The 12,209-nt window shown below is 66.7% G+C and carries 6 protein-coding genes; 3 read left to right on the forward strand and 3 right to left on the reverse strand.

Annotated elements, in window-relative coordinates:
• Positions 1-3 precede the first annotated feature (3 nt).
• Positions 4-4,917, reverse strand: a complete 4,914-nt coding sequence (locus tag LO55_RS17125; RefSeq protein ID WP_071362389.1) for a response regulator — start codon at positions 4,915-4,917, stop codon at positions 4-6.
• A 341-nt stretch (positions 4,918-5,258) separates the two neighbouring features.
• Between LO55_RS17125 and LO55_RS17130 the strand changes: the two genes are divergently transcribed.
• A complete protein-coding gene (locus LO55_RS17130; RefSeq protein WP_071362390.1) occupies positions 5,259-5,999 on the forward strand; it encodes a helix-turn-helix transcriptional regulator in 741 nt (246 codons plus the stop codon).
• Here the strand turns inward: LO55_RS17130 and LO55_RS17135 are convergent.
• Complete coding sequence (locus LO55_RS17135) at positions 5,974-6,246, reverse strand: helix-turn-helix domain-containing protein (RefSeq protein WP_005667319.1); 273 nt, start codon at positions 6,244-6,246, stop codon at positions 5,974-5,976. The two genes, LO55_RS17130 and LO55_RS17135, sit on opposite strands and share 26 nt — an antisense overlap.
• A gap of 186 nt (positions 6,247-6,432) precedes the next feature.
• Between LO55_RS17135 and LO55_RS17140 the strand changes: the two genes are divergently transcribed.
• On the forward strand, positions 6,433-7,014 hold the full coding sequence (locus LO55_RS17140) for an acyl-homoserine-lactone synthase (protein WP_071362391.1): 582 nt from the start codon (positions 6,433-6,435) through the stop codon (positions 7,012-7,014).
• Positions 7,015-7,021: 7 nt separating this feature from the next.
• On the opposite strand, the gene LO55_RS17145 is transcribed toward LO55_RS17140, so the two are convergent.
• The gene (locus tag LO55_RS17145; protein ID WP_267873258.1) at positions 7,022-9,091 is read right to left on the reverse strand and encodes a prolyl oligopeptidase family serine peptidase; all 2,070 of its coding nucleotides are present in this window, start codon (positions 9,089-9,091) and stop codon (positions 7,022-7,024) included.
• A 44-nt stretch (positions 9,092-9,135) separates the two neighbouring features.
• Here LO55_RS17145 and LO55_RS17150 point away from each other — a divergent pair, with 44 nt between their 5' ends.
• A complete protein-coding gene (locus LO55_RS17150; RefSeq protein ID WP_083415388.1) occupies positions 9,136-12,192 on the forward strand; it encodes a CHASE domain-containing hybrid sensor histidine kinase/response regulator family protein in 3,057 nt (1,018 codons plus the stop codon).
• Positions 12,193-12,209 lie beyond the last annotated feature (17 nt).

Raw genomic sequence — 12,209 nt, forward strand, 5'->3', positions numbered from 1 at the left:
GCCTCAGTGCAGCCAAACCCGCATCATCGACAGCAGCTGCGCCACGTCGACCGGCTTGGTGATGTAGTCCGAGGCGCCGGCCGCGATGCACTTGTCGCGGTCGCCCTTCATCGCTTTCGCGGTCAGGGTGATGATCGGCAGCGAGCGGAATTTCGGGATGCGGCGGATCGCCCGCATCGTGTCGTAGCCGTCCATCTCGGGCATCATGATGTCCATCAGGACGATCTCGATGCCCGGGTCCTTCTCGAGCACTTCGATGCCGTCGCGGCCGTTCTCGGCGAACAGCACCTGCATCTGCTGGCGCTCCAGCAGCGTCGACAGCGCGAAGATATTGCGCAGGTCATCGTCGACGATCAGCACCTTGCGTCCGGCCAGGCCCGAGTCGAGGGCGTGAATTTCCTCGAGCATGCGCCGCTGGGTCTCGGGCAGGCTGGCCTGCGAACGGTGCAGGAACAGCGCCGTCTCGTCCAGCAGGCGCTCGGGCGAGCGCGCATCCTTGATCACGATGGTCTTGGCAAAGCGCTTGAGCTTCGTGACCTCCTTGCGGGTGAGCTCCTGGGCGGTGTAGATCACGATCGGCAGGTCGCGCAGGCGTTCGTAGCGGGCGATCTGCTCGAGCAGGTCGAAGCCCGAGATGTCGGGCAGGGTCAGGTCCAGCACCATGCAGTCGAAGTGCGAGGACTGCAGGGCCTCGAGCGCGGCGGCGCCATGGTCGACCGTCACCATATGGATGTCGTTGTTGCCGATCAGGGAAACGATCGCGTCGCGCTGGGCCGGATCGTCCTCGACCACCAGCAGGCTGCGCTTGCCGCCCATCAGGAATTTCTGGATGCGCTTGAATTCCTCGTTCAGCGCCTCGCGCTCGACCGGTTTGTTGATGTACGAGATGGCGCCCTGGCGCAGCGCGCGTTCGCGCTCGCGCAATGACGACATCACGTGCACCGGGATGTGGCGCGTGCTCGGGTCGCGTTTCAGGCGGTCGAGCACCGTGAAGCCGTCGATGTCCGGCAGGTCCAGGTCGAGCAGGATGGCCGACGGCAGGTAGTCGCGCGCCAGCGACAAGGTCGAATCGCCGCGGTGGGTCACGATCGCCTTGAAGTTTTTCTCGCGGGCGAATTCGAGCACCACCTTGGCGAAGCGCTCGTCGTCCTCGACGATCAGCACCGACGGGTCGCCCGGCGTCACCAGGCCGCGGTCGTCCAGCACGCTCGCGTACTCGACCACGGCGCCGCTCGGGTCGAGCAGGTCCGCCGTCAGCTCGAGGGTCGAGACCTCGCTGTTTTCCTGCAGCACCGGCACCAGCGGGGCCGGGACGTTCAACGGCGGCGCCAGGCGCGCCGGCTGCGGTTGGCGCGCCTGTTCATAGTTGATGAAGCCGGCGCGGTTGTACGGCAGGTAGAGCGTGAACACCGAGCCGACGTTGACCGTCGACTCGACCCGGATTTCGCCGCCCAGCAGGCGCGCCAGTTCGCGCGAAATCGACAGGCCGAGACCCGTGCCGCCATACTTGCGGGCGGTCGAACCGTCGGCCTGCTGGAAGGCTTCGAAGATCAGCTGCAGCTTGTCGGCCGGGATGCCCACGCCGGTGTCGTACACCGAAAACGCCAGCACCGCGTCGGCATGCTCGAGGTTCGGGTGGTCGGCGGTCCAGCCGCTGGTCACCAGGCTGATGCCCAGCGAGACCTGGCCATGGCTGGTGAACTTGAAGGCGTTCGACAACAGGTTTTTCAGCACCTGCTGCAGGCGCGTGGTGTCGGTCATCACGGCGGTCGGCAGGTTCTCGGCCAGCTCGACCTGGAAGCCCAGGTGCTTGGCCTCGGCCATGTGGCGGAAGGTGCGGTCGACGTAGTTGCGCAGGTTCGAGAAGCGGTATTCCGACACGTCCAGCGTGACGGTGCCCGATTCGATCTTGGACAGGTCGAGAATGTCGTTAATCAGGGTCAGCAGGTCCGAACCCGAGCCGTAGATCGTCTTCGCGAACTCCACCTGCTTGCCAGACAGATTGCCTTCCGGGTTGTCGGACAGCTGCTGGGCCAGGATCAGCAGCGAATTCAGGGGCGTCCTTAATTCGTGCGACATATTGGCCAAAAATTCCGACTTGTACTTCGAGGACAGCGCCAGCTGGGTCGCTTTTTCTTCCAGCGCCAGCTTGGCCTGCTCCACCTCGCGGTTCTTGCGTTCCACCTCGATGTTCTGCTCGGACAGCAGGCGCGCTTTCTCGCCCAGCTCCTGGTTCGTCTGCTGCAGTTCCTGCGCCAGCGACTGCGACTGGGTCAGCAGCGACTCGGTGCGGCTGTTGGCCTCGATCGTGTTCAGGACCACGCCGATCGATTCCATCAGCTGGTCGAGGAAGGACAGGTGGGTCTCGGTGAAGCGGTCGAGCGAGGCGATCTCGATGACGGCCTTGACCTGCTGCTCGAACAGGATCGGCAGCACCACGATATTGTTCGGCGGCGCCGAGCCCAGGCCCGAGGACACCACGATGTAGTCGCGCGGGACGTCGGTCAGCCAGATGCGGGTCTTCTCCAGCGCGCACTGGCCCACCAGGCCTTCGCCCGGCAGGAAGGAAGTCGGCAGCTTGCGGCTCGAGCGGTAGCCGTAGCTGGCGATCATGCGCAACCTGGCGTCGGTCTCTTGCGAGTCCATCATGTAGAACACGCCGTGGTGGGCCGAGACCAGCGGCGCCAGCTCCGACAGGATCAGCTTGGTCACCGCCTGCAGGTCGCGCTGGCCCTGCAGCAGTCGAGTGAAGCGGGCCAGGTTGGTCTTGAGCCAATCCTGCTGCGCGTTCTTTTGCGTGGTCTCCTTCAGGTTGCGGATCATCTCGTTGATGTTGTCCTTCAGGTAGGACACTTCGCCGCGCGCTTCCACCTGAATGGAGCGCGACAGGTCGCCGCGCGTCACCGCCGTCGCCACTTCGCCGATCGCGCGCATCTGGTTGGTGAGGTTCGCCGCCAGCTGGTTGACGTTTTCCGTCAAGTCCTTCCAGGTGCCGGCCACGCCCGACACGTTGGCCTGGCCGCCGAGTTTACCTTCGGTGCCCACCTCGCGCGCCACCCGGGTCACCTCCGAGGCGAACGAGGACAGCTGGTCCACCATGACGTTGATGGTGTCCTTCAGTTCGAGAATCTCGCCCTTCACGTCCACGGTGATCTTCTTGGACAGGTCGCCGCGCGCCACGGCGGTGGTCACCGCCGCGATATTACGCACCTGGCCGGTCAGGTTCGAGGCCATGAAGTTGACGTTGTCGGTCAAGTCCTTCCAGGTGCCGCCGACGCCCGGCACATACGCCTGGCCGCCCAGTTTACCTTCGGTGCCGACTTCGCGCGCCACCCGCGTGACTTCCGACGCGAACGAGGACAGCTGGTCGACCATCACGTTGATCGTGTTCTTCAGTTCCTGGATCTCGCCCTTGACGTCCACCGTGATCTTCTTGGACAGGTCGCCGTTCGCCACGGCGGTGGTCACTTCCGCGATGTTACGCACCTGGGCGGTCAGGTTGCCCGCCATCGAGTTCACGCCGTCGGTCAAGTCCTTCCAGGTGCCGGCCACGCCCGGCACGTTGGCCTGGCCGCCGAGTTTACCTTCGGTGCCGACCTCGCGCGCCACGCGCGTGACTTCCGAGGCGAAGGAGTTCAGCTGGTCGACCATCACGTTGATGGTGTTCTTCAGCTCGAGAATCTCGCCTTTCACGTCCACCGTGATCTTCTTGGACAGGTCGCCGTTCGCCACCGCGGTGGTCACGTCCGCGATGTTACGCACCTGGCCGGTCAGGTTGCCCGCCATCGAGTTGACCGAGTCGGTCAAGTCCTTCCAGGTGCCGGCCACGCCTTTCACCACCGCCTGGCCGCCGAGCTTACCCTCGGTGCCGACCTCGCGCGCCACGCGCGTCACCTCGGAGGCGAACGAGGACAGCTGGTCCACCATCACGTTGATCGTGTTCTTTAGTTCCAGGATCTCGCCCTTCACGTCCACGGTAATTTTCTTGGACAGGTCGCCGTTCGCCACCGCGGTGGTCACCGCCGCGATATTACGCACCTGGCCCGTCAGGTTCGAGGCCATGAAGTTGACGTTGTCGGTCAAGTCCTTCCAGGTGCCGGCCACGCCCGGCACATAGGCCTGGCCGCCGAGTTTACCCTCGGTGCCGACCTCGCGCGCCACCCGCGTCACTTCGGAGGCGAAGGAGCGCAGCTGGTCCACCATCACGTTGATGGTGTCCTTCAGTTGCAGGATCTCGCCGCGCACGTCGACCGTGATCTTCTTGGACAGGTCGCCGTTGGCCACCGCGGTGGTCACTTCCGCGATGTTACGCACCTGCGAGGTCAGGTTGCCCGCCATCGAGTTGACCGAGTCGGTCAAGTCCTTCCAGGTGCCGGCCACGCCTTTCACCTGCGCCTGGCCGCCCAGCTTGCCCTCGGTGCCGACCTCGCGCGCCACGCGCGTGACTTCGGACGAGAACGAGGACAGCTGCTCGACCATGGTGTTGGCCGTCATCGCCGCGCGCAGGTACTGGCCCTTGAGCGGATGGCCGTCGACTTCGAGGGCCATGGTCTGGGACAGGTCGCCTTTCGCCACCGCGCCGATCACGCGCGCCATCTCGGTGGTGGGGCGCACCAGGTCGTCGATCAGGGTGTTGACCGAGCTGATCATGGTGCTCCAGCCGCCCACCACGCCCGGCAGGTCGGCGCGCTGGGTCAGGTGGCCTTCGCGGCCCACCACCCGCGAGACTTCCGTGACGGTTTCGACCATCTTTTGCTTGGTCTCGATGATGTCGTTCAGGGTATCGGCGATCTTGCCGGACACGCCGGTCCAGTCGTCAGGCATGCGCACCGAGAAATCGCCTTTTTTCAGGGCCATCAATGTGGTGAGCAGCAGCTTGACGTCCAACTGTTCGCCCATATCGGTCATGGTGTTCATCGCCTGGATCCTCGTCCTGAAAGGAAGTCTGTCGGTTAGCCGGTGGTGCCGGCAAGAGTGTCGTTTTTACACACGCACGAAATACGATTCTATAGATCTAAGTCAAACCACGAAACGGTATCTCGGCTAGTAAATACTTGCTAATCTGAAATTTGTTACAGGTAATTCGGCGGAGGGTAGCCGATTCCCCTCTAGCAGGGCGCACGATTGCAACTTTGTTGTGGTTTATGCACGACAACATGCATGTGAGATAGAAGTAAATATCTTGATTGTTAATTTCTGTGAATTTGTGAACGGGGTGAACCATCTAGCATAGGGGTGTTACATCAAACTTTGCCCCCATGATTGACACTGCCTTATTACTCGAGCTGATGCAGGCCAAGGATGCTTCCAAATGGAGCGCATCCCTGTTCACGGTTGCGCGGGGGCTGGGCTTCGACCAGGTGCTGTTTGGCGTCGTTAATTCGCGCCATACCCGTTTCGAGTCGGCTTTCTTGCGCAGTAATTATTCCGCAGACTGGCGCGACCGCTACGACCGCAACGGCTTCGCCTATGTCGATCCGACCGTCGCCCATTGCCTGTCGAGCACGATCCCGATCGTGTGGGAGCCGGGCACGTTCGCCTCCGGCCCCCAGCAGGCCGGGCTCTACGAAGAGGCCAGCGCCCACGGCATCCGCAGCGGCGCGACCTTGCCGGTGCATGGGCCGCAGGGCGAGTTCGGGGTGATCAGTTTCGCGTCCGATGCGCGGCCCGACGCCGACGCCCGGCGCGCCATGAACGAGGCGCTGCCGATGCTGTCGCTGGTGCGCGACTACGCTTTCATTTCTTCCGGGCGTTTCCGCGAGGAGGAGACGCGGCCGGAAGAGGCGCCGCGCCTGACGCGGCGCGAGCTGGAAGTGTTGCAGTGGGTGATGGCGGGCAAGTCGTCCTGGGAGGTCGCGCGCATCACGGGCTGTTCCGAAGCCACCGTTAATTTTCACCTGGCGAATGTGCGTCAAAAATTTGACGTCAACACTCGCCAGCAGGCGGTGGTCAAGGCCATCGCCCTGGGGCTCATCACCCCTGAAGATCACCATCGCTGAGTTTGCCGTTCATGTACATGCGCAGAAGAATCGATACAGGCGCCGGGATCGCGAGACCGGTTTCAAAGCGGCTGCCGCTGGACTGGGTGACGCCGAAGCGGCCCCAGAATTTTTCCTGGCTTTCGCGCTTCGTGATGCGCAGCCGACGCAGTTCGTGCGGCGCCAGGCGTGCCGTGCCGGCGGCCTGGACCAGCTGGTTGGCCTGCAGTTCGGCTGCCAGTGCGTCGCACATCAGATCGTTTGCCATGGTCGTTCCTTTCGGGGTAGTGAATCGAATAATTCGGAAACTGCGTCGTTTCCAAAAGTATTGCACTGCCGATATTGCTCGCCACCTATCAATGCTGATAGTACCCAGCCTACCCGATTTGCATAACGCTTTGATGCGTAGTGCATATTTCTTGAACCGATTTTCTCAACGAGGAGGGGGTTGGCAATGAGCATGCAAATCACGATCGCGCCACGCCGCGCATTCGCATCGAAAGAGTTGTGGGAAATGCATACGCTGCGCGCGAAGGTATTCCGCGGGCGGCTGGGATGGGAAGTGCCGGTGCTGTCCGGCATGGAGATCGATGGTTACGACGCGCTCGAACCGCGTTACATGCTGATGCGCGACGGCGAGACGCTGCGCGGCTGCTGGCGCCTGCTGCCGACCGAAGGACCGTATATGCTCAAGGATTCCTTCCCCCAGCTGCTCGACGGCCAGGAGCCGCCCAGCGACCCGCACATCTGGGAGCTGTCGCGCTTCGCGCTCGAGACCGAGGGCGCCGGCAGCTACGGCTTCTCGGAGATGACGATGGAGTCGATCGAGGCCATCATCCGCCACGCCCACGAGCGCGGCCTGTCGCGCTACGTCACCGTCACCACCACCGCGATCGAGCGCATGCTGCGCCGGGCCGGCGTGGTCACCACCCGCATCGGGTCGCCGCAGGCGGTCGGGATCGAGACCGCGGTCGCGCTCTACGTGGAGATCGAGCCGACCTGGGAAGCGCTGTTCGCCAGGCGGCTGGCCTCCTGAGCGGATTTCAGGCCGCGTGCTCGCCCAGCTGTCGCAGCAGGAAGGTGTAGGTCAGCGCCACCATGCGCGCGGTCTGGGCGTTGTCGGCGGCGCCGGCATGGCCGCCTTCGGTGTTTTCCCAGTACAGCACGTCGTGTCCCTGGTCCAGCATGCGCGCCGCCATCTTGCGCGCATGCGCCGGATGGACGCGGTCGTCTCGGGTCGAGGTGGTAAACAGCACGCGCGGATAGCGCTCGCCGGGCCGCACGTTGTGGTACGGCGAGTAGCGGGCCAGGTAGGCCCAGTCCTCGGCATCGTCCGGGTCGCCGTACTCGCCCATCCACGAGGCGCCGGCCAGCAGCAGGTGGTAGCGCCGCATGTCCAGCAGCGGCACCTGGCACACCACGGCGCCGAACAGGTCGGGACGCTGGGTCAGCGCCGCGCCGACCAGCAGGCCGCCGTTGCTGCCGCCCATGATGCCCAGTTGTCGCGGCGTGGCGACGCCGCGCGCCACCAGGTCTTGGCCGACGGCGATGAAGTCGTCGAAAGCGCGCTGGCGATGCTGGCGCAGGGCCGCCTGGTGCCAGCGCGGGCCGAATTCGCCGCCGCCGCGGATATTGGCCAGCACATAGGTGCCACCCTGTTCGAGCCAGGCGGCGCCGGTCATGCCGCTGTAGAAGGGCTTGAGCGAGACCTCGAAGCCGCCGTAGCCGTACAGCAGGGTCGGACCGGATGCGCCGCCGCCGCCGCTGGGGGCGACGACGAAGTAGGGCACGAGGGTGCCGTCGCTGGAAGTCGCCGTGTGCTGGCTCACCTCGTACGGTCCGGCGTCGAAGAAGGCGGGCATCGCCTTGAGCGGCTCGCGCGCGTCGCTGCCGCTATGCATCAGGTACAAGGTGGTCGGATGCAGGAAATCGGTCACGGTGAGGAAGTAGTCGTCCGAGTGGTCCGAGTCCAGGGCCGACACGCCCAGCGAGCCGATGCCGGGCACGGCGACCTCGCGCCGGATCCAGCGCCCGTCTTCGCGCCGCAATTCGACGATGCGGTTCTTGACGTTGTCGAGCACCGTCAGCAGCAGGCTGCTGCGGGTGGCCGCCACGCCGTCCAGCGAGGTCATTGGGGTCGGCGTGAACAGCACCTCGAAGGCGCGGCTGCCCGCCACGAAGGCGTCGAAGCCGGTCGCCAGCAGGGCGCCCTGGGGGTAGGTCACGCCGTCGATGGTCCAGTCCGAGCGCAGCTCGATCACGAGCTGGTCGCGCAGGGCGAAGGCGCTGGCGTCGAGCGGCTTGTCGATCCTGAGCAGCCGGTCGCCGCGCCGCCAGAACAGTTCGCTCGTATAGAAATCGATCTGGCGCAGCACGAAGGCGCGCTCCCAGCCGGGGCTGTTGTCCTGGTAGCCGGACGCCGCCATGTCGCCCGGGGCCGCCTCGTACACGGTGGCGGCCGCTGCCAGCGGCGCGCCGCGCTTCCATTCCTTGACGATGCGCGGATAGCCCGATTCGCTCAGGCTGCCCGGGCCGAAGTCGGTGCCGACGAACAGGGTGTCGCGGTCGATCCAGGACACGTCGCTCTTCGCCTCGGGCAGGGTGAAGCCGTCGGCCACGAAGCCGGGCAGCGTCAGGTCGAATTCGCGCACCACCCTGGCGTCGCCGCCGCCGCGCGACAGCAGGACCAGGCAGCGCGCGGCGTCGGGCTCGAGCCAGGACACGCCGGCCCAGACCCAGTTTTCATTCTCCGTGCGCGCCAGCGCGTCGAGGTCGAGCACCGTTTCCCAGTCGGGGGCATTCTTGCGGTACTCGTCGAGCGTGGTGCGGCGCCAGATGCCGCGCACGTGGGTCGCGTCGCGCCAGAAGTTGTAGCACCAGCCGCCATGCACGCCGACGTAGGGAATCTTGGCGCTCGAATCGAGGATGCCCGTCAAGCGTTCGCAGAGCGGCGCGAAGCGCGGATCGGCCTGCAGCTCGGCTTCGGTGGCCGCGTTGCGCGCGTCGACCCAGGCGCGGGCTTCGTCGCTGTCGATCTGTTCCAGCCACAGCCAGGGATCGTCGTGGTGTTGCATGCTGTCCTCATCAGTATCACGCCGGCGCGGCGCGCCGATATACTAGCAATTTTACGTGGCGGGCACCGCCCGCCAGGGGAAGCATGAAGCGCTTGACCATGCCAGGAATCGACGCCATCGAAGCGGCTTGCGTGCGCCTGGGCCGGCCGTTCGTGCTGTGGGGCGGCGGCGTCGCGCTGGCGCTGGCGGTCGGCCTGCTGCTGCATGCGGTCGCCGACGCCTCGATCGAGGAAGAGGCGCGCGGCCGCTTCGGAAACGCGGCGCAGGCGGCGCGCGAACGGATCGACGCGTCGCTCGCCTCGTATGGCCGCGCGGTGCGTTCGCTGGCGGCCCTGCATGCGGCCGGCGACGGCAACGCCGTGCCCGACCGGGCGTCCTTCCACCGTTATGTCGCCGCGCTCGACATCGCGCGCAACTATCCGGCCATCGAAGGGGTCACGTACGCCGCCCACGTGCCCGAAGTCCAGCGCGCGCGCTTCGTCGCCGCGGTGCGCGCCGATCGCAGCGTCGACGCCCGCGGCTACCCGGACTTCGCGATTTTTCCCGCCGGGCGCCGTCCCTGGTACGAGGTGATCGCCTACCAGTATCCGATCGACCAGCCCAGCCGCCGGCTCGGCTTCGACATGGCCGGCAGGCCGGCCGTCGCCCGCGCCCTGGAGCAGGCGCGCGACAACGGCGGCATCAGCGCCTCGGGGCAGCCGGTGTTCCTGCGCGACCCCACGCCGCACTATGCCCTCGGCATGCGCATGCCGGTCTATCGCGGCGGCGTGACCCCGCCGAGCCTCGAAGGGCGGCGCGCGGCCTACCTGGGCTCGTTCGGCATCGCCTTTTCGGTGCCGGCGCTGGTCGACAATGCGCTGGCCGCATCGGCCGGGGCGCCGCCGTCGGTCAGCGTGTATGGCGCGAACCGCGATGCGGGAGGGGGCGAGTTGCTGCTGCATGGGCCCGACGTGCGGCGCACGGCGTTCGACCCGGGCGACTACTTCACGACCGTGCTGGACGTGGATTTCGCCGGCAGCCGGTGGGCGGCGCATTTCGCCACGCCCAAGCGCGCCATGCTCCATGGCGCCGATCTCTGGATGCCGGTGGCGGCGCTGGCCTTCGGCTTCGCCGCGACCCTGCTGGTGTACGGACTGTTCCTGGCCCAGTACCGCTCGCGCCGCGCCGCCGACGAGCAGCGCCTGCTGCTCGACACCGTGCTGGACAACCTGGACGCCGAGGTCTACCTGAAGGACGCGCTGCGCCGCATCCGCTACCTCAATGCCAAGGGCGCCTCGCGCCTCGGGCGGCCGGCGGCGGAGCTGATCGGCCGGCGCGACGTCGAGGCCATGGACCGCGCCCTGGCCGACGCCGCCTGGGAGCTGGATCGCGCGGTGCTGCACGACGGCCGCAGCAGCAGCGCCCAGGTGGCGCAGTCGGCGCCGGGCGGCGCGGCGCGCCAGCTGTGGACAGTGCGCGTACCGATGCAGGTCGACGAGGAGCCGGCGGTGCTGTGCGTGGCGACCGACGTCACCGAGCTGCATCGCCTGAAGGCGCGCGCCGACGCCGCCAGCAAGGCCAAGAGCGACTTCCTGTCGAACATGAGCCATGAGATCCGCACCCCGATGAACAGCATCATCGGCATGACCCACCTGGCGCTGCAGGCCGCGCCCGACGCGCGCCAGCGCGACTACCTCGAAAAGATCTACCACTCGGGCCAGCACCTGCTGGGCATCATCAACGACATCCTCGATTTCTCCAAGATCGAGGCCGGCATGCTGGAACTGTCGCGCGTGTGCTTCATGCTCGACGCCCTGCTGCGCAACGTCGAGGCCCAGCTGGGCACCGCGGCCGTGGCCAAGGGCCTGGGCTTCGACATCGAAATCGATCCGGTCCTGATGCGGCCCCTGTGCGGCGACTCGCTGCGGCTGGAGCAGGTGCTGCTCAATTTCGCCGGCAATGCCGTCAAATTCTCCGAGCGCGGCCGGATCACGCTGCGCGCGCGCCTGGCGCGCGCCTTCGGCCCTGAAGTGCTGGTGCGCTTCGAGGTCGAAGACCGCGGCATCGGCATCGACGCCGCCGCGTTGCCGCACCTGTTCACGCCATTCCAGCAGGCCGACCAGTCGGCCACCCGGCGCCATGGCGGCACCGGCCTGGGCCTGGCCATCAGCCGCCAGCTGGCCGAGCTGATGGGCGGCGAGGTCGGGGTGTCCAGCATCCTGGGCGAGGGCAGCACCTTCTGGTTCACGGCGCGCCTGGCCCTGGACGATGCCGCCGGCGGGCGAGCGGGGACCATGCTCGGAGCCGGCCTGGGCGCCGCGCCGGCCGCGGCCCAGGCGCGCCTGGACGGCTGCGCGGTGCTGCTGGTGGAAGACAATCCCTTCAACCAGCAGGTCGCGCGCGAGCTGCTGGAAGAGTCCGGCGCCGCGGTCGAGGTGGCGAACAACGGCCAGGAGGCGCTGGCGGCGATGGCGGTCAAACGCTTCGATTGCGTGCTGATGGACGTGCAGATGCCGGTGATGGACGGGCTGGAAGCGACCCGCCGCATCCGCCACGATCCGGCCTTGCAGGGCACGCTGGTGGTGGCGATGACGGCCAATGCCGGCGTCGACGACCGCGCGCGCTGCCTGGCCGCCGGCATGAACGAATTCCTGGCCAAGCCGGTGGTGCCGGAACTGCTGGCCGCCACCATCGCGCGCTGCCTGGGCCGCACCACGGCGCCGGTGGCCGACGTCGCGATCGCGAGGGCGCCAGGGTCCGCGAGCGGCGCGGGGCCGGGCGGGCAGGGAGAAGTGCTCGACCTGGCCAGCCTGGCCAACACGGCCGGCGGCGACACCGAACGGATGCGTAAATATGTGTTCCTGTTCCTCGATACCGCGCGCGAGAACCTGGCCGGGATCGAGGCTGCCCTGGCCGGGGGCGACCTGACCCATACCGCAAGCCTGGCGCACCAGCTCAAGTCGGCGGCGCGCGCGATCGGCGCCGCCAGCTTCGGCGCCATCTGCGAAGACCTGGAGGCGCAACCGCGGCGGGCGCCGCGCATGGGCGCGGCCGGCACCGCCCAGGCCAGGGCGCTGGCGGCACGCCTGCGCGCACTATTGATCCGGATCGAACGCGAAGTCTCGACCCAGTTCGGCAGCCGGGACGGCGAGGTGCGCTGAGCGCGCAAGCGCCTGCG

This window comes from Massilia timonae (assembly GCF_001866515.1).
Classification (GTDB): domain Bacteria; phylum Pseudomonadota; class Gammaproteobacteria; order Burkholderiales; family Burkholderiaceae_D; genus Telluria; species Telluria timonae.

Excerpts from the sequence above, each read along its gene's own strand:
- LO55_RS17150 (WP_083415388.1), top strand. The coding sequence starts at position 9,136 with ATGAAGCGCTTGACCATGCCAGGAATCGACGCCATCGAAGCGGCTTGC.
- LO55_RS17135 (WP_005667319.1), bottom strand. The coding sequence starts at position 6,246 with ATGGCAAACGATCTGATGTGCGACGCACTGGCAGCCGAACTGCAGGCC.
- LO55_RS17125 (WP_071362389.1), bottom strand. The coding sequence starts at position 4,917 with ATGAACACCATGACCGATATGGGCGAACAGTTGGACGTCAAGCTGCTG.
- LO55_RS17140 (WP_071362391.1), top strand. The coding sequence starts at position 6,433 with ATGAGCATGCAAATCACGATCGCGCCACGCCGCGCATTCGCATCGAAA.
- LO55_RS17130 (WP_071362390.1), top strand. The coding sequence starts at position 5,259 with ATGATTGACACTGCCTTATTACTCGAGCTGATGCAGGCCAAGGATGCT.